General features: G+C 70.7%; 21 protein-coding genes. 9 read left to right on the top strand and 12 right to left on the bottom strand.

The window, feature by feature from the left end; all coding sequences use genetic code 11:
- The first annotated feature begins 32 nt into the window (after nt 1–32).
- Genes G5C66_RS21140 through G5C66_RS21150 form a run of 3 tightly spaced genes read left to right on the top strand, consistent with a single transcriptional unit; the run spans nt 33 to nt 2238 of the window.
- Nucleotides 33–1283 (top strand): isochorismate synthase, encoded by a 1251-nt coding sequence (locus tag G5C66_RS21140; protein WP_165112900.1) that lies wholly within the window; start codon nt 33–35, stop codon nt 1281–1283.
- Nucleotides 1284–1327: 44 nt separating this feature from the next.
- Nucleotides 1328–1960, top strand: coding sequence for an MBL fold metallo-hydrolase (locus G5C66_RS21145; RefSeq protein WP_165112901.1), 633 nt, complete (start codon nt 1328–1330; stop codon nt 1958–1960).
- Complete coding sequence (locus G5C66_RS21150; protein ID WP_165112902.1) at nt 1960–2238, top strand: YciI family protein; 279 nt, start codon at nt 1960–1962, stop codon at nt 2236–2238. Before G5C66_RS21145 ends, G5C66_RS21150 begins: the two co-directional genes overlap by 1 nt.
- Before the next feature lie 25 nt (nt 2239–2263).
- On the opposite strand, the gene G5C66_RS21155 is transcribed toward G5C66_RS21150, so the two are convergent.
- The gene (locus G5C66_RS21155) at nt 2264–3100 is read right to left on the bottom strand and encodes a GH25 family lysozyme (protein WP_206444390.1); all 837 of its coding nucleotides are present in this window, start codon (nt 3098–3100) and stop codon (nt 2264–2266) included.
- A gap of 195 nt (nt 3101–3295) precedes the next feature.
- Here G5C66_RS21155 and G5C66_RS21160 point away from each other — a divergent pair, with 195 nt between their 5' ends.
- Genes G5C66_RS21160 through G5C66_RS21170 form a run of 3 tightly spaced genes read left to right on the top strand, consistent with a single transcriptional unit; the run spans nt 3296 to nt 4706 of the window.
- Nucleotides 3296–3655 carry an ArsR/SmtB family transcription factor gene (locus G5C66_RS21160; RefSeq protein WP_165112903.1) on the top strand — a complete coding sequence of 120 codons (360 nt, stop codon included), beginning with the start codon at nt 3296–3298 and terminating at the stop codon, nt 3653–3655.
- Nucleotides 3652–4140: an SRPBCC family protein gene (locus G5C66_RS21165; RefSeq protein WP_165112904.1), complete on the top strand. Its 489-nt coding sequence runs from the start codon at nt 3652–3654 to the stop codon at nt 4138–4140. Before G5C66_RS21160 ends, G5C66_RS21165 begins: the two co-directional genes overlap by 4 nt.
- Nucleotides 4137–4706, top strand: a complete 570-nt coding sequence (locus G5C66_RS21170) for a TIGR03086 family metal-binding protein (protein WP_338144264.1) — start codon at nt 4137–4139, stop codon at nt 4704–4706. Before G5C66_RS21165 ends, G5C66_RS21170 begins: the two co-directional genes overlap by 4 nt.
- Nucleotide 4707: 1 nt before the next feature.
- On the opposite strand, the gene G5C66_RS21175 is transcribed toward G5C66_RS21170, so the two are convergent.
- The 10 genes from G5C66_RS21175 to G5C66_RS21220 form a co-directional block, all read right to left on the bottom strand.
- Nucleotides 4708–5052 (bottom strand): hypothetical protein, encoded by a 345-nt coding sequence (locus G5C66_RS21175; RefSeq protein ID WP_165112905.1) that lies wholly within the window; start codon nt 5050–5052, stop codon nt 4708–4710.
- Between the two features lie 35 nt (nt 5053–5087).
- A complete protein-coding gene (gene menD, locus G5C66_RS21180) occupies nt 5088–6689 on the bottom strand; it encodes a 2-succinyl-5-enolpyruvyl-6-hydroxy-3-cyclohexene-1-carboxylic-acid synthase (protein ID WP_241248726.1) in 1602 nt (533 codons plus the stop codon).
- Between the two features lie 11 nt (nt 6690–6700).
- Complete coding sequence (locus G5C66_RS21185; RefSeq protein ID WP_165112907.1) at nt 6701–7669, bottom strand: o-succinylbenzoate synthase; 969 nt, start codon at nt 7667–7669, stop codon at nt 6701–6703.
- The gene (locus G5C66_RS21190; RefSeq protein WP_165112908.1) at nt 7666–8703 is read right to left on the bottom strand and encodes an AMP-binding protein; all 1038 of its coding nucleotides are present in this window, start codon (nt 8701–8703) and stop codon (nt 7666–7668) included. The genes G5C66_RS21185 and G5C66_RS21190 overlap by 4 nt, the downstream gene beginning before the upstream one ends.
- Nucleotides 8704–8845: 142 nt before the next feature.
- On the bottom strand, nt 8846–10789 hold the full coding sequence (locus G5C66_RS21195; protein WP_165112909.1) for a peptidoglycan DD-metalloendopeptidase family protein: 1944 nt from the start codon (nt 10787–10789) through the stop codon (nt 8846–8848).
- Nucleotide 10790: 1 nt separating this feature from the next.
- The gene (locus tag G5C66_RS21200) at nt 10791–11321 is read right to left on the bottom strand and encodes a hypothetical protein (protein WP_165112910.1); all 531 of its coding nucleotides are present in this window, start codon (nt 11319–11321) and stop codon (nt 10791–10793) included.
- On the bottom strand, nt 11321–13387 hold the full coding sequence (locus G5C66_RS21205; protein ID WP_165112911.1) for a hypothetical protein: 2067 nt from the start codon (nt 13385–13387) through the stop codon (nt 11321–11323). The genes G5C66_RS21200 and G5C66_RS21205 overlap by 1 nt, the downstream gene beginning before the upstream one ends.
- Nucleotides 13388–13452: 65 nt before the next feature.
- Nucleotides 13453–16176, bottom strand: a complete 2724-nt coding sequence (locus G5C66_RS21210) for an ATP-binding protein (RefSeq protein ID WP_165112912.1) — start codon at nt 16174–16176, stop codon at nt 13453–13455.
- The gene (locus G5C66_RS21215; RefSeq protein ID WP_165112837.1) at nt 16173–17276 is read right to left on the bottom strand and encodes a hypothetical protein; all 1104 of its coding nucleotides are present in this window, start codon (nt 17274–17276) and stop codon (nt 16173–16175) included. Before G5C66_RS21215 ends, G5C66_RS21210 begins: the two co-directional genes overlap by 4 nt.
- A gap of 39 nt (nt 17277–17315) precedes the next feature.
- Entirely contained in the window at nt 17316–17582 is a 267-nt protein-coding gene (locus tag G5C66_RS21220; RefSeq protein WP_008356375.1) for a hypothetical protein, read from the bottom strand.
- A 467-nt stretch (nt 17583–18049) separates the two neighbouring features.
- Here G5C66_RS21220 and G5C66_RS21225 point away from each other — a divergent pair, with 467 nt between their 5' ends.
- The 3 genes from G5C66_RS21225 to G5C66_RS21235 all read left to right on the top strand — a co-directional run bounded on the left by G5C66_RS21225 (nt 18050) and on the right by G5C66_RS21235 (nt 20888).
- Entirely contained in the window at nt 18050–18223 is a 174-nt protein-coding gene (locus tag G5C66_RS21225) for a hypothetical protein (protein WP_008356373.1), read from the top strand.
- Nucleotides 18224–18383: 160 nt separating this feature from the next.
- Nucleotides 18384–19649 carry an MFS transporter gene (locus tag G5C66_RS21230; RefSeq protein WP_165112913.1) on the top strand — a complete coding sequence of 422 codons (1266 nt, stop codon included), beginning with the start codon at nt 18384–18386 and terminating at the stop codon, nt 19647–19649.
- Nucleotides 19650–19877: 228 nt separating this feature from the next.
- On the top strand, nt 19878–20888 hold the full coding sequence (locus tag G5C66_RS21235; RefSeq protein WP_165112914.1) for a type IV toxin-antitoxin system AbiEi family antitoxin domain-containing protein: 1011 nt from the start codon (nt 19878–19880) through the stop codon (nt 20886–20888).
- A 104-nt stretch (nt 20889–20992) separates the two neighbouring features.
- Here G5C66_RS21235 and G5C66_RS21240 read toward each other — a convergent pair whose 3' ends face one another.
- Nucleotides 20993–21868: a 1,4-dihydroxy-2-naphthoate polyprenyltransferase gene (locus G5C66_RS21240; protein ID WP_165112915.1), complete on the bottom strand. Its 876-nt coding sequence runs from the start codon at nt 21866–21868 to the stop codon at nt 20993–20995.
- Between the last annotated feature and the right edge of the window lie 177 nt (nt 21869–22045).

Here is a 22045-nt window from a genome sequence, read left to right on the forward strand (position 1 = left end):
CCCGGCCGACACCACGCCGATACTCTGGACCCGTGAGTGAGTCGGAGCAGCGGTCCCTGGTCGCCACCACGGTGGCACTCGACGCCGGGTCGGAGACGCTCGAAGACCTGCTCGCACTGCTGCCGGCTCGCCGGCGCGTGCTGTCCTGGGTCCGCCACGGCGAGGGCCTGGTCGGCTGGGGCACGGCCGCCGAGATCCGTACGTCCGGGCCGGAGCGGTTCGCGCACGCGGCCAAGTGGTTCGAGGAGCTGGCGGCCGTCTCGACGGTCTCCGATCCCGTGGGCGAGCCGGGCACCGGACTGGTCGGCTTCGGCTCCTTCGCCTTCGCGGACCTCCCGGGCTTCTCCGTCCTCAAGGTGCCCGCGGTCGTCGTCGGCAAGCGTGGCGACACCGCCTGGGTGACCACCGTCGGACCGGCGGCCACACCACCGCCCGATCTGGCTCCGGCACCGGAGCCTGAGGCGCCGCGCGACGTCGTCTTCGCCGATGCCTACGTCGACGGCGAGCACTGGATGCGGATCGTCGCCGACGCTGTCGCCCGGCTCCAGCACGGAGACCTCGACAAGGTCGTCCTCGCCCGCGATCTGCTGGCCGCGGCGAGCGCCCCGATCGACATCCGCTCCGTGCTGCGGCGGCTGGCGGCTGCGTACCCGACCTGCTGGACGTTCCACGTCGACGACCTCTTCGGCGCGACCCCCGAGCTCCTCGTCCGCCGCGAGCGCGGTCTGGTCACCTCCCGCGTGCTCGCGGGCACGATCTGGCCCACCGGCGAGGAGGATCTCGACCACGCCCTCGCCGCCTCGCTGGCGGAGTCGTCGAAGAACCTCGAGGAGCACGAGTACGCCGCCAGGTCCGTCGCCGACGCCCTGGAGCCGCACTGCTCGTCGATGAACGTGCCCGAGGCACCCTTCGTGCTCAAGCTCCCCAACGTGATGCACCTGGCCACCGACATCACCGGCGTGGCCAGCGACGGCGTGAGCTCGCTCGACCTCGCCGCGGCGCTGCACCCCTCGGCCGCGGTCGGCGGCACCCCGCGCGAGGACGCCGTCGCCCTCATCGCCGAGATCGAGTCGATGGAGCGCGCCCGCTACGCCGGCCCGGTCGGCTGGATGGACGCCTCCGGCGACGGCGAGTGGGGCATCGCGCTGCGCTCGGCCGAGATGATCGACGACCGCACCGCTCGCCTCTTCGCCGGCTGCGGCATCGTGGCGGGCTCCGACCCGGCGACCGAGCTCGCCGAGACCCAGGCCAAGTTCGTCCCGATCCGCGACGCCCTCTCCTGAAACCCAGCCCGGCGCGGGTGGGCCCGCGCGATAGATTCGGCGGCATGAGGATCACGAAGTTCGGCCATGCCTGTGTCCGGATCGAGCACGACGGGGCGGTGGTGGTCGTCGACCCGGGCGTGTTCACCCAGCCCGAGGCGCTGGACGGCGCGACGGCGGTGCTGATCACCCACGAGCACCCCGACCACTACAACCCCGCGCTCCTCGAGGGCAGCGAGGCACCGATCTACACCATCGGCGCGGTCGCGGCGCAGATCCTGAAGAGCGCCCCCGCTGTCCACGAGCGGACCACCGTGGTGAAGCCGGGCGAGTCGTTCGACGCCGGGCTTCCGGTCACCGCGGTCAACGAGAAGCACGCCGTCATCCACCCCGACCTGCCCCACTTCGACAACTCGGGCTACCTGATCCAGGCCGGGGACTCGAAGATCTTCCACCCGGGTGACGCGCTCGACGGTCCCGGCGAGGCCGTGGACGTGCTCTTCCTGCCCGTCTCGGCGCCGTGGGCCCGCTCCGCGGAGCTGATCGACTTCGCCCGCGAGGTCGGAGCGTCCAAGACCGTCGCGATCCACGACCGGGTCTATTCCGAGGCCGGCTCGGGCATCTTCGACACCCAGGCGGCCGCGCTGATCCCGGCCGAGCACGGCTACGTACGTCTCGCGGACGGGGCCGACCTCTGATGGCTCTCGTCGCAGTCCTGTACGCCTACAACGACCTCCCCGACGTACGCGCCGAGCACCTCGACGCCCATCGCGGGTTCCTGGCGAGCCAGGACAACCTGGTGCTCTCCGGTCCCACCTCCGACGGCTCCGGCCTGCTCGTCTTCGAGGGCGACATCGCCGCGGTCGAGGCGGCCGTGGACGAGGACCCGTTCCTCGCGGTCGGGCTGATCAAGGAGCGCCGCATCTTCGAGTGGACCCCGGTCCTCGGCTCCTGGAAGGCCCAGCTGGGCCTGTGAGGACCGGGGTCCGCCCCGGAGGAGATCACCCCAGCGCGAGCGCCTGCAGGCGGTCGTACGCGCCGTTGAACGTGTTCTGGTCGAGCGGTGACGAGGTGTACTGCCAGAACGTGTAGTAGCCCCAGCCGGCCGGCAGGGTGCCGGGCGTGCTGGCGTAGCGGGCGATCCACAGCGGGTGGGCACTGGCGAACTGCGAGGTGTTGCCGGTGCAGGTCGTCCACCAGTCGGTGGTCGTGTAGATCACCGCGTCGCGGCCGGTGCGGTAGCGGTAGCGGTTGAGGAAGGCCGCGATCCAGGAGCGCATCGACGACTGGGAGAGGCCGTAGCAGGTGCCGCCGCTGTAGGGGTTGTACTCGATGTCGAGCACGCCCGGCAGGGTCTTCCCGTCGGCCGACCAGCCGCCGCCGTTGTTGACGAAGTAGTCGGCCTGGGCGGCGCCGCCGGAGTCGGACGGGTTGGCGAAGTGGTAGGCCCCGCGGATGAAGCCCTGGTTGTAGGAGCCGTTGTACTGCTGCGGGAAGTAGGTGCTGTTGCGGTAGTAGGTGCCCTCGGTCGCCTTGATGTAGGCGAACCGCTTGCCCTGACCCCACCAGTAGGCCCAGTCGACGTTGCCCTGGTGGCCGGAGACGTCGATGCCGGCCACCGACGCCTGCGCGGTGATCGGCCGGTCGTTGGGGGTGCCGCCCTGGGCGTGCGAGCCGGGCGTCGACCAGCCGACGTACGCCCCGTGCTCCAGCGTGACGCCGTGGGACCTCGCCTTCTGGGTGAGTCGGCGGTCGTCCTTCTCGGCGGCGCCGGCGGACTGTGTCGGGGAGAGGGAGAGAGCGAGGAGGAGACCGGCGACGATCGCGGTCACTCTCATGGATCTGCGGCGCGAAGGACTCATGGGCTGGGGCCTTTCCCGAGGAGGAATCTGCACTGCACTGGCAAACATGGTGCCGCAACCGATGTCCCCCCGGGAATGTTTTCCGGTAAGCAAGTTACTCAACCAGACGGTTGACAACTCGAGAGGTAGCCGCCTAGCCTCGTTATCAACCAAACGGTTGAGGAGTAGCAGATGAGCGAGGACAGACTCTCCCGAGTCTTTGCGGCACTGGCGGACCCGACCCGACGCGACCTGGTCGCCCGGCTCTCGGCCGCCGACGCGACCGTCGGCGAGCTCGCGGCGCCGTACGACGTCAGCCTCCAGGCGGTCTCCAAGCACCTCAAGGTGCTCGAGGACGCCGGCCTGGTGAGCCGGGAGTCGCGCCGCGCGCCCGTCCGGCTCGAAGCGGAGGTGTTCGACCTCATGACCAAGTGGATCGAGAGATACCAGCAGCAGGCCGAGGAGCGCTACCAGCGCTTGGACGCACTGCTCGCCGAGATGCAGGAAGACCGACCAGCCCGAGAAACAGCCCGAGAAGAGGACGCATCATGACCACCACGAAGCACGAGACCACGATCGAGGCCTCCAAGGAGACCCCGACGATCACCATCGTCCGCGAGTTCGACGCTCCCCCGGAGCTCGTCTTCCGTGCCCACGCCGAGAAGGAGCTGTACGCCAAGTGGCTCGGCCCGCGCGACGTCGGCATGAACATCACCGAGTGGGACTTCCGCACCGGCGGCTCCTGGGCCTACTCCGGCGAGCGCGACGGCGACGAGTTCACCCAGTTCTTCGGCAGCTTCCACGAGGTGCGCGAGAACGAGCGGATCGTGCAGACCTTCACCTGGCGCGGCGCGCCCGACCAGGCCTCGTTGGAGTACCTCACCTTCGAGCCGCTCCCCGGCGACCGCACCCGGCTGACCGGCCTCAGCGTCGTCGAGTCCTTCGAGACCCAGGCCGCGATCATGGCCAGCGGCATGGACAAGGGCGTCACCCAGGGCTACGAGCAGCTCGACGAGCTCCTCGCGGAGCTCTCGTGAGCGCCGCCGGCCTGAGCATGCGCGAGCAGCACGCGTACGACGCGGCCCGGTTCGCCGAGATCGTCGGCTCCGCCGCCCCCGAGGACTGGGCCCGTCCCAGCCCGGTGGCGGCGTGGACCGCGCTGGACGTGGTCTCCCACCTGGTCGAGTGGTCGCGAGGGTTCCTGCAGGGATCGGCCGGCGTGGAGCTGGCGCCGCTCGACGTCGCCGCGGACCCGGCCGGCGCATGGAAGGCCCACACCGCTGATATCCAGGGCCTCTTCGACGCCCCTGCCGGCCGGACGGTCTCCAACCCGCACATGGGCGACAAGCCCGTCGACGTGGCGCTCTCGGAGATCTACACCCCCGACGTCTGGATGCACTCCTGGGACCTGGCCCGGGCCCTCGGGCAGGACTTCGACCTCGGCGCCGAGCGCGCCGCGGCGATGCTCGCCGGTGCTTCTGCGATGGAGGACGCCATGCGCGCCTCCGGTCAGTTCGGCCCGCGGGTGGAGGTCGGTCCCGACGCGTCACCGCAGGAACAGCTCCTCGGCTTCATCGGCCGGGACCCCTACTGGCAGGCCTGACTCAGGACAGCGTCAGGGATCCGACGCCCGAGGTGTAGTGGGTCGCGTACGTCACCTGCACCTGCTCCGCCCCGGGCGAGAGCAGGATGCTGGCGGCCTGCTGGATGTAGTTGCCCTCGACGTGGACGCTGACATGGCAGGCGCGCTCGGCGGGGATCTCGAAGGAGACCGTCCCCCAGTAGACGACGTACTGCCGGCCATCGGTGCTCGCGATCGGCGGGAGCTTGCCCGGGTTGTTGGCCAGCATCATGTTTCCGCTGGTCAGGTGGAGCACCAGGACGCGCTTCGCGCCGGTGTAGTACTCGACGTAGGGCACCACGCCCGGCCACTGCGGCTGATCGGTCACGGGCACACTGTGCCACGCCGGTCCGGGTCGGTGGCTCAGGAACGGGCGAGGGCGCGGATGGCCAGGTCGAACCGGCGGCGGTCGGCACGAGAGACCACGGCCTCGACGACCTCGATGCCGCCGTTCGGGGAGGCGAGGGCGGCCTCGAGCTCGGGCACCGAGGTGACCGCGAGGTGCGGGATGCGGTGGGCGGCGCAGAGCGCTTCGAGGGAGGTGCCGTGCGGGGTGCCGAAGAGGCGCTCGAAGCTGTCGGCGTAGTCGTCGGCGCCCTGCTCGAGGGAGGCGAAGATCGAGCCGCCGTCGTCGTTGGCGACGACGATGGTGAGGTCGGGGCGGACCTCCTCGGGGCCGAGCAGGAGCCCACCGGCGTCGTGGAGGAAGGTGACGTCGCCCATCAGCGCGAGCGCACGGGTCGACGAGGGACGGCCGACGGCGGCACCGATCGCGGTGGAGACGATGCCGTCGATGCCGGCCAGGCCGCGGTTGGCGATCACCTTCCGCCGCCCGCCGACGCGGTTGGGGCGCATCATCAGGTCCAGGTCGCGTACCGGGTTGGAGGGGCCGAGCACGAGCAGCCCGCCGTCGGGCAGCGCGCGGGCGACACAGGCGGAGACGTCGTACGCGGTCATCTCCGGCTGCTCGTGGAGCAGCCGGTCCACCTGGCGGCTGACCTCGCGATCGGCCGAGCGCCACTCCTCCAGCCACGCGGTGTCCGGGGTGCCGTCGACGTGGAGCCGGGTGCGGATCGTGCGGTCGACGCGGAACGGGCGGGCGGGCCAGACGCCCTCGACCGGGGCCGCGATGATCTCGATGTCGCTGCGGCTGAGCAGGTCGGTGACCGGCCGGGAGAGGGTGGGGTGACCGTAGACGACGACCCGCTGGATCCGCTCGGCGAGCGGCGACTCGAGCAGCAGCCGGTAGGAGCGCAGGGCGTTGTCGCCGGTGCGGGCGCCCGAGGAGGGCTCGGCGAGCAGCGGCCAGCCGCCGTCCTGGGCGAGGATGCGGGAGGGCGGTCCGGCGTCGTCGCCGGCGACGACGACCGTGAGCGGCGTCCCGGCGCCGGTCTCGATCGACTCGTGGATCATCAGCTCCGGGCGGACCGGCTCGGGGTGGACGTCGATCGGCGCCGGCTCCCACCGGTCGGGCGGGGTCAGCGGTACGTCGAGCTGGAGGTTCCAGTGGACCGGGCCGTGCGCGGTGTCGAGGGCTTCGAGGGCGCTCTCGCCGGGGGCCGCGTCCAGGTCGACGGTCTCCACCAGGTTCCCGAAGATGCCGACCTGGTCGGTGACCTGGTTGGCGCCGGTCTCCCGCAGCCGCGCGGGCCGGTCGGCGGTGACGACGGCCAGCGGTACGCCGGCGTGGGCTGCCTCGAGCACCGCGGGGTGCAGGTTGGCGACCGCGGTGCCGGAGGTGCACATCACCGCCGCACGGGAGCCGACCTTGGTCAGCCCGAGCGCGAAGAAGCCGGCGGAGCGCTCGTCGATCCGGGTGTGCAGGCGCACCAGCCCGGCGCGCGCAGCGTCGAGGACGGCGAACGAGAGCGGCGCGTTGCGTGATCCCGGCGCGATGACGACGTCGGTGACCCGCGCCTGGATCAGCGCGGTGACGACCGAGCGGGCGAGCTCGGTGGCGGTCATGCGTGCCCCTTTCATCGGAGCGTCTCCCGGTAGGCGAGGACCTCGGCCAGGCGCCGACGCCAGAAGTCCGTACGCCCCGGGTCGGCCTGCAGCGCCGGGTCGACGAGCAGGCGCTCGGGCGCGGGCGACGCCGGGAGCACCGGCAGCGCCCCGCCATCCGGGAGCAGCGGCGTCGCGGTGATGTCCGCGGTGAACATCGAGACCGTGCCCAGCCCGCAGGCGTAGGGCAGCTCCGGCAGCGCCGCCGCGAGCGCGATCCCGGCCGCCATCCCGACCGAGGTCTCCAGCGCCGAGGAGACCACGCACGGCAGCCCGATGTCCTCGGCGATCCGCAGGCAGGCGCGTACGCCGCCCAGCGGCTGCACCTTCAGCACGGCCACGTCGGCGGCCTCGAGGTCGCGCACGCGGTAGGGGTCCGCGGCTCGCCGGATCGACTCGTCCGCGGCGATCGGGACGTCGACCTTGCGGCGTACGTCGGCGAGCTCCTCGACCGTGAGGCAGGGCTGCTCGACGTACTCGAGCCCGCCTCCGGCGCGGTCCAGCACCTTGATCGAGGCGAGCGCCTCGTCGACCGACCAGAGCCCGTTGACGTCGATCCGGAGGTGGCCGGTGGGACCGAGGGCGTCCCGGACCGCCTCGACGCGGGCGATGTCGTCGGCGAGGCTCTGGCCCGGGTCGGCGACCTTCACCTTCGCGGTCGCGCACCCGGAGCGGGTGACGATCTCGTGGGCTCGCTCGGGCCCGACGGCGGGCACGGTGGCGTTGACGGGCACGGACTCGCGGACCGGGGCCGGCCAGTCCCCTGCCGCTGCTTCCTCGGCGCAGCGCAGCCAGGGCTCGATCTCGGGGGTGTCGTAGTCGAGGAACGGCGACCACTCGCCCCATCCGCCGGCGCCCTGGAGAACGAGTCCCTCGCGCTCGGTGATGCCGCGGAAGCGGGTGGTCATCGGGAGGGAGAAGACGTGCACCTGGTCGGTCATCGGGGCTCCGGGGTGGTCGTGGCCAGGGCGAGCAGGGCCTGCCGGTCCGGCTTCCCGTTGGCCAGGAGCGGGACCTCGTCGAGCACGACGACCTGTCGCGGTGCCCAGGAGCGCGGGTGTTCCGCGGCGACCCACTCACGAACGGTCCCGGCGTCGATGTCGCCGACGACGAAGGCCACCAGGCGCTGGCCCCACTCCTCGTCGGGGGCGCCGAGCGCCTCCGCGGCCGTCACCGCCGGGTGCTCGCGGAGCCTCCGGGCGACGAGCGCCGCCGGCACCTTCACGCCGCCGGTGATCACCATGTCGTCGACGCGACCGAGGATCCGGAGCCGCCCGTCCTCGTCCAGGGTGCCCGCGTCGGAGGTGAGGAACCAGCCGTCGACCAGCGCCTCCGCCGTCTGGGCGGGGTCGTCCTGGTAGCCGTCGAAGAGCGTCGGTCCGCTGATCCGGACCCGGCCGTCGGTGCCGATCGCGATCGCGACACCGTCCAGCGGCATCGCGTCGTAGACGCAGCCGCCGCAGGTCTCCGCCGAGCCATAGGTGGCGACGACGTCGACCCCGGCCTCCTCGGCCCGGGCCCGCAGGGACGGGTCGATCGGTCCACCGCCGAGCAGCAGCGTGTGGAAACCGGCCAGTGCGGCGAGGTCGTCACCGCCCGCCTCGAGGATCCGGTGGAGCTGGGTCGGCACCATCGACACGAACCGCGGCCCCGGCCTCATCGCGGCCGCGGCCTCGGCGAACGTCTCGTGGGCCGCGGCGATCACCGGCTCGAACCCCGCGAGCAGCGAACGGGCGATCACGTTGGCTCCGGCGACGTACGAATCGGGGAGGGTGAGCAGCCACTGCCCGCTCGCCCCGACGCGGCGCGCCGACGCCGCTGCCGACGCCTTCATCGCGTCGCGCGACAGCATCACCCGCTTGGGCTTGCCGGTCGATCCCGAGGTCTCCACGACCCAGTGCTCCGGCCCGCCTCCGGCGAGCCACTCGGCCATCGCGGCGACGGTGCGCTCAGCCCGTACCACCGCGTCGTCCACACCCCAACGCTATCTCCTGCGGCGGGAGGGCCTGCGGTGGGCTGCTAGGTCCGCGGGCTGTAACACGCTGTTCGTAGGTCTATCCGGTCGTTCCGATAGGGCGAGAAGTCCTACGAACGACGTGTTACACCTGCCGCAGCCGCTACTGGCCGCGGATGCTGAAGTCAGCCACTAGGCCGTGGTGGTCGGACTCGAGCTTGAACGTCGCGTGCCGGGTGGAGGTGGTGGTGGCGTTCGAGCCGAGGAGCCAGTCGATGGTGCCGCCACCGTCGTGGGTGGCCCAGCCCTGCGGGGGCGCGCCGAGGGTCTCGAAGGAGGAGGTCATCCCGGCCTTGGTCATCAGTGGCTTCGGGCCCCACGGGTCCCCGTCGCCGCCGTTGCGCGGGTAGGGCGAGTTGAGGTCGCCGGCGACGAGGACGGGGCCGTACTTCTGCAGGCCCTGCGCCAGCCCGGCGAGCTTCGCGAAGCCGCGCTGGGCCTCGTCCTTACGCGCCTGCGGGCTCTTGGCGGGCGACGTCATCGTGTGGGTCGAGATGACCGAGATCCGCCCGGAGCCGTCGCTGCTCGCGAGGACCACCCAGGTGGCGTACCTGTTGTCGTTCTTGACACCGGTGACCGGCTTGGTGAGCTGGACGGTGCCCTGGTCGACCGCCACCCAGCGGTCGGTGCGCCACATGACGACCGGGCTGAGCGCCTGGCTGCGGGCGCCGTACTCGTCCGCCGAGGCGCGATAGGTGCCGTAGCCTCGGACCGAGATGTCGGAGACCGTACGCGACTGGGCCTCGTTCAGGGAGACGAAGTCGGGTCCGTGCTTCATGACCGCGGCCAGGTCGGAGCGGTATCGCCCGCGGGACAGCGAGACCTTGATGTTGGCCTGCGCCAGGCGCACCTGGGGGCCGGAGACGGCCGCCGGGGAGGCGCCGATCTGTCCCGCTCCCGGCAGGCCCGCGGCCTGCTTGGTGGCCTGGAGGGTCTTGCCGATGTTCTTGGTCAGCCAGGCGGCCGGGTCGACCTGGTCCTGCAGGTAGCCGCCGCCGTGCGGGTGCACCTCGAAGTGGAGGTGGCAGCCGGTCGAGTTGCCCTCGCTGCCGACCTGCCCGATGACCTGCCCGGCCTTCACCATCTGGCCCTCACGGACCGAGAGCGACTGCATGTGGCCGTACCACGTGGTCAGGTTGCCGGGCGCCGTCTGCACCTTCACCAGCCAGCGCCCCGACCAGCCCCAGCCGCCGCCGGACTCGATCACGATCGTGCCACCGTGGGCCGCCTGCACCGGGGTGCCGCAGGGCGAGGAGTAGTCGTTGCCGGTGTGCATGTTGGCCCAGTTGGAGCCGGAGTTGCCGTAGTTGTTGTTGTCGATCGCGAGCCCGGCCTGGATCGGACGTACGACGGAGGTGCTGATCCCGGCCATGCCGATCGTGCACGCCACGTCGGTCGCGGTGGCGGTCAGGTCGGCGGCCGAGACCCCGTCGGCGAGCGCGGCGACGAGGGCCCGCGCCTCCTCCTCGTGCTGGGCGTACGCCAGCGGGAACGCCGATCGCTGCACTGCCTGGGCGGCGGCGGTGACCTGCATCTTGCGCCAGCCCGGGATGTCCAGGAGGCCGGTGTTGCCGGTGTGGGCGGCCACGCCGTAGAAGGCCTGGGCGGACTTGACCGGGTTCATGATGTCGGCGACGGTGCCCCACCCGGAGACCGGGCGCTGCTGGAAGAGGCCGACCGAGTCGCGGTCGCCGTAGTCGATGTTGCGCAGGGTGCTCTCCTGCATCGCGGTCGCGAGCGCGATCACCCACCCGTAGGCGGGCACGCCGGACTGCTTGCCGACCGCCACGATCGTCCGGGCGTTCTGGATCTGCTCGGTGTTGAACCCGGCGATGCTGCCCTCGGGGATCTCACCGTCCGGTCCCAGGTTCCCGGTCGGGATCGCGTTGGTGCCGCCGACACAGCCCGACTCTGCCTGGTCCTGGTTGCTCTGCTCGGTGCTCGCCAGACCGCCGATCAAGATCACCAAGGCACCGGTGACCACCAGGACGAGCGTGGCCGCCGCGGCCACGATTCCCCAGATCAGACGCGCTTTAGCGAGGATCATGTCAGCCCCCGGGGAGGATGTTGGCGACGTACCAGACGTTGTCGACCAGCGTCAGGTAGACGATGACCTTGGGACCGTCGGTCGTGACCTCAGCACGCGCCTCCGAGTCGTTCTGCTCGAGCACCTTCGCGGTGCCGACGACCTTGGTCGCGGGCACGGTGGCCGGGTCGGTGGTGCCCAGGGCCTGGGCCAGCGACTCGTCCGGACGGGCGGCGTTGATCCCGGCCCACCACTGCTCGGTGGTGAGGTCGGGGCGGGCCCAGGCGGCGACGAACTTGGTCGCCGCGGCTCCCGGGTCGGGGACGGGTGCGGGCGATCCGGTGGCGCTGGGGCTCTGCCCGGCCGACACCGAGCCCCGCTCCGGCCGCGAGGCCGGCTCGGCGTCGGGCGCGTCGCTCCACTGGGCGATGAGCCAGATGACGAAGACGATGCCGACGGTCACGGAGAAGAACCGGAACGGCGACCTCATGGGCCACCTCAGCACCGGCGCGATGACCTCCCACAGCACACCACGCGTCGTTGTCGACCGCACTACCGGGCTCCTCCTTCAGACCAGCCCTCGAACCGGCTCGGACCGTTGTCGACGGGCACCGAGCGGTTCCCGTTCGGTGAGTAGATGACGAAGACCGGGTTGCCGTCGGCGTCGTAGTCCACGTTGGCCTCGGCGACCGGGGTGTGTCGCGGCGGCTCCGGCTCGCGGTCGCCGTAGGCGGTGTGGTCGACAGGACTCGGCGTCTCGGCGCGGTCGTGGAAGACCTGCGCGGCGTGGCCGGCAGTCGGCTCGTCGCGGAAGGACGGCTCGTCGCGCTCCGCGGAGCGGGAGTCGAACCACTGCCCCGCCACGCGCTCGCCGTCGTTGCCGCTCATCGAGGACCCCAGGGCGTACGTCGGTGTGCTGGTCGTGCTCGACGCGGCACCGAGCGCTCCGGCGGCCGTCACCGGCACCGGGTTGGGCACCTGCTCGGCAGTCATCGTCGGCCGGCTGCCGGTCAGCTCGTGGCCGGGCATGTAGACACCTCCGGGGCTCGAGATCGCTCCGGGCCCGGCCGGTGCACCGCCGGTGGGAGCCGGCCGGTCGGCGGTCGCGTCGCGGACGCCGGCCTCGGTGCCCGTCCGGGCGCCGACGTACGAGGTGAGCATGGAGGTGAGCCGGCCCATGCCCGGCAGCGGGATGCCGTAGGCGGCGGGGCGGGTCAGTCGCCAGGCCAGCACGGTCAGCACCGCGATCAGGCCCAGCTTGAGCACGAACCACATCGTCGAGGTCAGGATCGCCGAGTCCAGCCGCAGCAGCAGCAACGCGACCAGGAAGTAGATCGGGCCCATCACCAGCGGCCCCACCACCCGCTTCAGCATCGCCACCGCGGCATCGCGGGTGTGGTCGAGCATGAACAACACGCCCGCCGCCGGCGCGAACGGCACGATCAACCGGATCAACGCGAACGAGAGCAGGATCGCCAGCCCCGCGACCAGCAGGAACCCGCACACGACCACGACCACCACGAGGTTCACCAGCGCCGTGGTCGCCCGCTGCGACCAGTGCTCGCCCTTGAAGTACTCGTACGCCACCGGGTCCGACTTCTTGACCGCCTCGGCGTGCTCCTTGAACGCGTCCTGCTTGGCCTCCAGGACCTTCTTGCCCTCGCCGTTGGGGTCCTTGCGATAGACGTCGTACTCCTGCCAGGAGAAGTGCGTCGACCGGAACACCCGCGGCCCGTAGGTCTTCGCCGTGGCCGAGTCGGGGTCACCGAACGCACCGGCCAGCCACGTGCGGTACTGCGTCGAGCGCACCACCTCGTCCATCTGGCCGTCCACCGCCTTGACGGCATCGGTCTCGCCGAACTCGTCGTCGCCGACGCCGGGGACCGCCCTGCCGTCGTTGAACCCGGTCGCGATCAGCCCGGTCGCCGACCGCACCCCGTCATCGACCAGCCGGGTCGACTCCACCGGGTACTGGATCAGCCACGAGGTCACCACCAGCACACCCAGCGCCCAGCCCGCCGCCGTCACCGCACGCGCGAACCGGCCGTCGCGCGCCCGGATCATCACCGTGGCCGCGACCAGCAGCAGCACCACGCTCACCCACGGCGCCCACACCCCGTCGGTGACCGCCTTGGACGCGGCCACGATCGGGTCGTCGAGCGCCTTCAGGAACGAGTTCTCTCCGATCACCGCGTTGAGCAGCGCGTGCGACCAGTTGGGCAGGATCCCCGAGATCTCCAGCATGATGTTGCCGATCGAGGTCCCCGCGCCCGCGACGAACTGCCCCGTGCACCCGTTGTCGTAGGTCCACCACTGCGGGCTCGTGCCATAGGCCGACTCCAGCGAGACCTCGTCCTTGTTGCGGAACGGGTCCAGCTCGTCGTTGATCTTCTCCGGGTCGTTCAGCTCCGTGCCGGCCTTCGACGCCGCCCCCAACGCCGTCATCCGCACGATGAACGAGCCGTCCCCGTACGGAGACGCCGGCATCGGCGCGTCCAGGTTGTTGCACGCATCGCTCACGCCCGAGAGCCCGCCCGTCGGGTCGAACGGGATCGGGATGTCGATCCCCTTCGGCCCCGCAGCCGTCGCCGGCCCGGCGACGGACAGAAGAGCAACCACGAGTACGACGAGGGCGGCAGCCCTACGGCGCAGGGCTGTCCTCTGGTGGGCAGGGCGCGGCGGCATCAGCCGATCCCGTCCCCGGAGAGCTCGCTGTCGGCGGGATCGACCGGCTCGCTGCCGATGGCGCGGCTGACCCGGCGGGTCGGGTCGGCGGTGGTGTTGAGCGCCTCCTGCAGACCCGGGTGGTGGTTGAGGGTGACCTTGATGATCTCCATGCCACCGTGACCGGTGTCACCACCGAGGCCGTCGCGGTAGATGAACTCCCGGTAGCCGAGCTGCTCGTCACCGCGCCGCGTGCGCGGGGAGAGCCGAGCCAGGATCGACTCGTAACCCAGGCCCTCGGGCTTGCCGAGGAGCTTGAGCGCGTCGCGCTGGGCGGTCTCGTCCTGCGTACGTCCCACGAAGGCCGCCCCGACGAAGTTGTTGATGTCGGAGCCCAGGATCGCGGAGGCGTTCTGGGTGGAGACCAGCGCGGCGCAGTTGTTCTTGCGGGAGTCGCTGGAGAGCTTGTGGACCAGCGCTCGTCCCGTGCCGCCAGAAGCCTGGGTGACCTCGTGGGCCTCGTCGAGCGCGAAGAGCTTCCGCTCGTTGGGGTCGCTGCGGTAGATCAGGTGGAGCGCGGACCAGGCCGCGAGCGTCATGATCGGACGCGCCATCTGCTCCTCGGCGCTCCACTCCTCCCGCGGCACGTGCTCGGGCGGGGTGTTGAGGCCCTTGAGGTTGTAGAAGGTGAACGGCGTCCCCTTCAGCTCCTCGTCGGACTGGAGGAAGTCGTTGCCGAAGAAGAGCCGGCCGAGCTCGCGCTCACGGGCGGCGGCGAGCTCGCGGGCGATCTCCTGGTCGCCGCCGTCGCCCTCGAAGAGCATCTTCACGATGGTCGAGGTGTCGGCACCACGGTCGGCCTGTGCCTCCATGACGCGGGCGCGGATGCGCTTGAGCACCTCTTCGTTGTTGGCCAGCCCGACCGGGAGGCAGGAGCGGAGCACCGAGACGGTGAGGTCGCGGCGCTGCTGCACGGCCGCCGACCGCTCGCGGTGGAGTCGCTCGGCGAACTCGTGGTCCGACATCGCCTCGGCCCGGATCAGCTCCGGGTTGGGGTCGGGCACGACGGCGTACGGCGACAGGCTTCCGGGACGACCACCGAGGACGTCCACGCTGCGCGCCCGAGCCGGCACCCGCTGGCCGTTGAACACACCACCACCGATCTCGGGCAGCGTCATCAGCCGCTGCAGCCGGCCCGCCGGGTCCATGGCGACGCCGTGGATGCCGGACAGGATCGACATGTAGATGATGACGCCCATCAGGGTCGACTTTCCGGAACCCGGGGTGCCGACCAGCGGGATCAGGCCGGCCTGTTCCATGACCTCCGTCAGGTACCACGGGTCCATCAGCACAGCCCGCGAGGCCATCGCGGAGGTCTCGCCGAGGTAGAAGCCGCGCTTGTCGCCGACCTCCGCGGTGACCGCCGGGAGCCCGGCGGCGACCTTGAGGACCGGGAACTTGCGCGCGTGGGCCGTCGAGGCGAGCGGCTCGCCCGGGACGAACTCCCGAGCCAGGTGGTACTGCCCGAGCTGGCGGGTGATCTTGATCTGCGGCCGGTAGAGGTCGACGACCTTCTGCGCCTTGTCGAGCGCCTCGGCCTCGGTGCGGCCGGTGACGGCGATCCGGTACCAGCCCCTGGTGCGGGTCGAGAGCCCGGTGAACTCAGAGCGCATCTCGTCCTCGACGTCGGCGGCGCGGCCGGCCTGACGGGCGAGCTGCTTGGGGGGACGCTTGCCGTGGTCCTCGGACCAGTGGCTGACCTGGCCGTCGATACGCCGGGTCAGGCTCGCCATCTCGCGGGAGACGTCCTCAGGCGAGCGCGGCTCGACGCGGAAGGACCACTCCACCGGGAAACCGAGCGCGTCGGTCTTCGCCATCCACGGCGCATGGGTCTCCGGAACCTCGATGTCGCCGATCCGGGAGACGGTCAGCACGCAGACGTGGCTGGTCTCCTGGCGGCCGCCGATGCTGCTGGTGACCTGGACGGTCGGCGCCAGCGGCTCGGCCGACCACGCCACCGACTCGAACCACTCGGCCATGTCGTCGGTGTCGAGGAAGTTCTGCTGGGCCTCGCCCGGCTCGGGAACGGGGATCTTGGCGCCCAGCGAGAGCGAGCGGGCGATCATCCACTCCATGTCGTGACCGACCGCGGGCCGCGCCGAGAAGCCCGGTCGCGACATCACCCGGTTGACCGTGTCGAGACGTTCGCTGATCGCGGCCATCTCGCGCTCGGCGGCACTGGCGGAGAACTTCGCCAGGGTCCGCACCGTCGCGTCCCGACGGCCGAGGTTGACGCCGTAGTAGACGAGCTTGTCGGCCTGGCTGTGGGCGGCCATGTGGGCCTGGTTGCGCGCCATCATCTCCTCGAACCCGGGCTGCGGGTCGGGGGCGTTGGCGAACGCGGCATGCGCCCAGTGACGTACGGGATAGGGGCGGGTGGTGACCCGGCCGTGGATCGTGTTGCCGACGAGGTCGGCCAGCTGGCTGGCCTGGTCGGTGATCAGCGCCTCGAGGTCGGAGTGGGCGCGGAACGACCAGGTCTGCGGCTCGGCGAGGTACCAGGCGATGATGCGGTCGCTGGTGAAGGTCAGGTGACCGCGCACCTCCTCCAGCGCCCACTTGTCACCTCTGGGCTCGTGGACGCCCTTCGAGTCGTCGCCGCCCCGGCCGAAGACGCTCCTGCGTCCCGGCTTGGGCTTCTCGAAGCCAGGCCCGTAGGCCCGCTCCGTTCGCGGCCGCCTCATGCGGTTCCTCCGTCGTTGGGTGCGTCGTCGCCGTCGAGGCGCTTGCGGTAGTCGTCCACGCTCTGCGGGCGCGCGTCAGGCAACGCCTGCTGGTCCTGATTGTCCCTGGGACGCGTACGTCCCGAGGGCGCATCGTCGAACTCGTCGAAGCCGTCCTCGTCGCCGAGGTCGTCGAGCCCCGGCTCCGGCGCGATCACCACGGCCGGCTTGACCGCGTGCGAAAGGGGCTGCCGGGCGGGCTTCGGCGCAGGCTCCGGGGCAGGCGTGGGGGCGGCCGGCTGGGCCGCAGGCGCCTGCGCAGGCGGAGGCGGAGGCGGAGGCGGCGGCGTCGCCGGCTGGCTCGCGGCCGGCGTGGTCGGCGGCGGAGGCGGCGCGGGCTGCTCACCCTGCTGGCGGGCCTGCCACGGCGCACCGCCCTTCCACGGGACGTCACGGGGCTCGCGCGGCGAGGAGGTCGGCCGACTCGACCAGCCACCCTTCGCCGGGCGTACGCCACCAGCCTGCTGTCCTCGCGCCGGCTGGACCGCGGGCTGGACGGTGAGCTGGGCCGGCAGCGGCTCCTCGACGACCTTGGCCTCGATCACCCGGCGTACGGGAGCCGCCTTGCCACGCACCGGTGGCGTCTGGGTCCGCGGTGTGGAGGCGACCACCGTCGCCTGCAGCATCTGGGGCGCCGGGGCGGCGGCGCCGGGCTGCTGCGAGAACCGACGACCCGGGCGGCGCATGGCCTTCGCCCAGCCGCCACGTGGGCTGGTGGCGTGCCGGAAGGCGACAGCCGCGCCGCCGGCGTACTGGGTGCCGGTCTCGACGCGTGGCGTGGTGAGCTCGTGCCAGAAGGTCATCAGCCAGGCGCCGGCCGAGCTCTCCGCGCTGATGTAGTCGGAGGCCTTCATCGAGAGGTAGGAGGCGCCGATCAGCCAGAGTCCCATGCTGAGCAGCGTCACCGGCATGCCGAGCTTGCGCAGCAGCACAAGCGTCACTGGTGCGATCACCAGGAACAGGAAGATGGTGCGGTAGCGCATCTCCCCGATGTAGCGACGAGGGGGACCGAGATAGGTCTGGTCGACCTCGTACAGCTCGTCGTCGTCAGGCAGCCTCATCCCCGAGATCCCTCCCTGGGTCAGCTAACGGGACCGGGCTCAGCCTTTGAAGAGACCGGCCATCCACGTGCCGAGGTCCGTAGCGTTGTTGCCGACGGCAAGGCCGAGCACGCCGAGGCCGATGATCAGGCCTCCGACGATCGTGACCGCCTTCGAGATGTTGCCGCTGCGCGCAGCCCAGAGGACTGTCACGCCCAGGATCAGGACGACAAGCGTGATGATGTTGTCGGTGATCCACTCGGCCAGGCCGCCGGTGCCGTACTCGGCGGCCTGCGTCGTACTTTGAATCAACTGGTGCGGTGCCATTGTTCTGCTCCCTTTCCCGAGGTGAGGTGTGGTTGCCGGACATCTCCGGAAGTATTCGATTGTCCCGTCCGGCGCAGCCCCATGCGGCACCGGTGGGTGGAGGCGCCTCGCCCCTCCCGCGCGCTGACGCAAACTCCCGGGCATCGGCATTTTGGACAAACGCCACCGCCATGTGAGACGAGCGTAGTCGCCAGACCGCCTGAGCGCACCTCGTTCCACCTGACGACACGTGCTCACCGCGCGCGTAGCAGTCCCGGCGCCGACCCCTCCAGCAGCGCCATGCCACCTACCGGACCGTTGGGCGCGACACTGTCCCGCCCAGTGGTCTCCTTCGACGAATTCTTGCGAGGGGAGGCTAACTTCGGGGAATCTATATCCCGGGGCATCCTCGCGAATTTCGCGCGCTTGCGTCCGGATTCGCGAATTTACCTTTCATTCAATCGGATTTCTCGGGAGGACGAGCTCACATGGACAAGAAGAAGATCTTCATCGTCATCGGCGTTCTGTTCGTCGGGTTCTGGCTGTTCACCGATCCGCAGGGACTGACCAGCACGATCTCGGCCATCGCCGGCGGCATCTGGGGCGTCACCACCGACGTCTTCGGCGGCGTGATCGGCACGATCGAGGGCTCCACCCGCTGACCTCGGCCGCGACCTACGCCGACGCGCGGCCGTCGGCGTGATGGGCTCCTTTTTCTCGCTGCCGGTGATGGGGACCGCGCAGCACAGATAACTGTTTGACGCCGGACGCCGGGATCACGAGACTTCGGTTGTCTCGATGTCAAGACAGTTTGGAGTCGACGTGTCCCCTCACTTCATCCGGTTGAGGGACAAGGTCCTCTCCGACGACCCGCTCATCCGGGCGATGTCGTACCAGTCGGTGCTGTCGGCCTTCGCCGAAGGCACCTTTCTCACCGGTTCGGCGGTCTTCTTCACCCAGATCGTCGGCCTCTCCGCCGCACAGGTCGGCCTCGGTCTCACGATCGCGGGCGTCGCCACCTTCTTGTTCGCCGTCCCCCTGGGCCGACTCGCGGATCGCCTCGGCACCCGGTTCAGCTGGATCGCCGGTGCCGTTCTCCAGGCGCTGCTGTTCGCCGCCTGGGTGCTCGTCGGCAACTTCGCCGCGTACGTCGCCGTCGAGGTGCTCCTCGCCCTCGCCTCCTCCTGGCAGCGGTCGGGTCGCGACGCCTACCGGATCTCGGTCTTCCCGGCGGCCACTCGCGTCCGCGGTTTCGCCTACATGCGCGCCGCCCGCAACGTCGGCTACACCCTCGGCGCCCTGGCCAGCGGTCTCGCCCTGGCGGCCGACTCCAACACCCTGATCAAGGCGGTCCCGCTGATGACCGCCGTGGTGCTGCTGGTCAACGCCTACTGGATCTCGCGCCTCCCCCGCCTCTCGACGCCCGCTCCCGCGGCGGAGACGAAGAAGGACGTACGCGACCGCCTCGGCGCCCTGCGCAACCGCGCGTTCCTCGCCACGACGTTCTTCGACGGCGTGCTCGGCACCCACCAGGTCCTGCTCAACGTCGTCATCCCGCTGTGGCTGGTCCAGGAGACCGACGCGCCCCGAGTGCTGCTGGCCTGGCTGTTCGGCACCAACACGGTCATGGCCGTCGGCCTGCAGGTGATCGCGGCCCGTGGCGTGACCGACGTGGCGACGTCGCTGCGCGCGGAGCGGCGCGGGGCCCTCTGCTTCCTGGCCTCCTGCGCCATCATCGCGGTCGCCCACGACACCGTCGGCCTGCTCACCATCGCGCTCGTCTGGATCGGCCACGTGACCGTCACCGGCGCCGAGCTCTTCCAGTCCGCCGGCGAGTGGGGCCTGGTCGCCGACCTCTCCGACCCGGAGCGCCGCGGCGACTACCAGGGCGCGGCCCAGGTCGGCTACACCCTCGGCACCGTCTGGGCGCCGGCTGCGTACACGTTCCTGGCGATGGAGCTCGGCCATCTCGGCTGGGCGATCATCGCGGGCATCATCGTCATCGCCACCGTCGCCGTCCACCCCTCCGCCCGCGCCGCCGAGCGCTGCCTCGCGCGGCAGCGCCGGCCGGTCCCAGCGCCGGCGTGATGCGGTGCAGGTGTTGCTGCTCGTGCGCGCGGATTCCGGTGTAACACGTCGTTCGTAGAACTACGCGCCCTATGAGAGCGACCGCATAGTCCTACGAACGGCGTGTTACACGTGCCGGGCTCCAGCCTCGGGCCAGCAACCATCCACAGACCTGGTTCGTGGCGGGCTTATCCACAGGACACCAGTGAACGGCGACGGGAGTCGGTGGCCGGCCGCAGGCTGAAGACCATGAACCCACGCATCCAAGCAGTGATGGCCGCCCACCATGGACTCATCACTCGTCGCCAAGCCCTGGAATCCGGCCTCGACGTCGAGACGATCCACCGCTACGTCCGGAGCGGAGCATGGACGGTCGTCAGGCGAGGCGTGTACGCCGAACGTGCCTACGTGGAGAGCATCACACTGCCCACCGACAGACAACGGCTCCTTGACCGGGCCGCTTGCGCCGCCATCACCGTCCCGTTCGTACGAAGTCACGACACCGCAGCGCTCGAGCTCGACATGGGCATCCTCCTCCCCCGAAACCCCCAGACTCACGTCACCCGCCACCCGGTCGTCGGCAGCCACAACAAGTGGGGCGTCAAGCACCACCTCGCGCCGTACCTCGATGAACAGGTGGTCCGGGTGAACGGGTTCGAAGTCCTTGGACTTGCGCGCACTGCGATCGACATCGCGCGCGAGCACGGCCGTCCGTACGGGGTCGTCGCCGTCGACTCCGCTCGACGGATGGGGGTGTCCGTCGACGACCTCTGGGAGGTCCTCGACCACATGCAGCACTGGCCCAACCGCCGGCTGGCGCGCGAGGCGATCGAGCTGTCGTACGCAGGCGTCGAGTCGATCGGCGAGTCGCTCACCCGCGACGTACTCGAGGAGCTCGGGCTGACGGGCATCGAGACGCAGTTCGATATCACGGACGGCATACGCACTGCGAGATTCGATCTTCGAGTGGGTCGCCATATCTTCGAGTTCGACGGCCGGAGCAAGTATGTGCCCGCAGCGGACGGAGGCCTGGCACTCCGCTCGGTCGATGACATCCTGGCCGAGGAGAAGACCAGGCAGGCATGGGCCCATGGGTTCCACCTCGGCATGTCCCGGGTCGAGTGGCCCGACCTCTTCGGCCGCAACCGCGACTACCTCAAGGACCGCCTGGCCCGCGAGTACCTAGCCACCTGCCGAGCCTTCGGCACCGACATCTCAGACCTGGAACGATTCCGCGTACACCGGTCGAAGGCCGCCTAGGCCTTTTCTGGCGGTGATGTAACACGTCGTTCGTAGGGCTACTCGCCCGATCAGGACGACCGGCTAGTGCCACGAACAGCGTGTTACACCCCTTGCCAGGGCGCTCAGGCGAACAGCAGAGGTACGCCGACGAGCAGCCCCCACACCAGCGTGGCGAGCCCCGTCTGCTGCAGGACGGGGATCAGCCGAGGGCCGAGGTTGGCGCGGTCGAGGACGGTGCGGACGCCCTGAGCGGCGACCACGACGAACCCAAGGCCGAGCAGCGCCCACCAGGAGGTGGTGAGCGCGACGAGCACGACCGAGGCCGCGGCGACGGCGACGAGTGCGACATAGAGCCAGCGGGTACGCGCGTCGCCGAGGCGTACGGCGAGGGTGATCTTCCCGGACTCGGTGTCACCGGGGATGTCGCGGAGGTTGTTGGCGACGAGCAGGGCGGAGGTGATGGCGCCGATGCCGACGCCGGCCCACAGCGCGCCCCACTCCCAGGTCTGCGTCTGGACGAAGGTGGTGCCGATGACGGCGACGAGGCCGAAGAACACGAACACCATGACCTCACCGAGGCCGGCGTAGCCGTAGGGGTGCGAGCCGCCGGTGTAGTACCAGGCGGCGATCATGCAGACCAGGCCCACGACCACGAGCCACCACGCGGAGGTCGCCGCCAGCACCAGCCCCGCCACAGCGGCGACCCCGAACGCGATGAAAGCGGCCCGCTTCACCGCGGACGGCGCGGCGAGACCCGAGCCGGTCAGCCGCAGCGGCCCCACGCGCTCGTCGTCAGTGCCGCGAATCCCGTCGGAGTAGTCGTTGGCGTAGTTGACCGCGACCTGCAGTGCCAGCGCCACGACGAGCGCGAGCAGCGCCTTCCACCAGACCAGGCCACCGGCGTACGCAGCCACTCCGGTGCCGGCGATGACCGGCGCGAGCGCCGCGGGGAGTGTGCGAGGACGGGCTCCCTGGAGCCACTGAGCGGTGTTTGCCACCCCGCTATTCAACACCTGCGCTCGAAAGCGGGTGCCGCGGGGATGTAACACGTCGTTCGTAGCACTATCCGGTCGTTCCCATAGGGCGGGTAGTCCCACGAACAGCGTGTTACAGCGGCCCGACCCGACACGAAAACCCAACGACCCCCGCCCGGGAGGAGGCAGGGGTCGTGGGGT

This window comes from Nocardioides turkmenicus (assembly GCF_011045035.1).
Taxonomy (GTDB): domain Bacteria; phylum Actinomycetota; class Actinomycetes; order Propionibacteriales; family Nocardioidaceae; genus Nocardioides; species Nocardioides turkmenicus.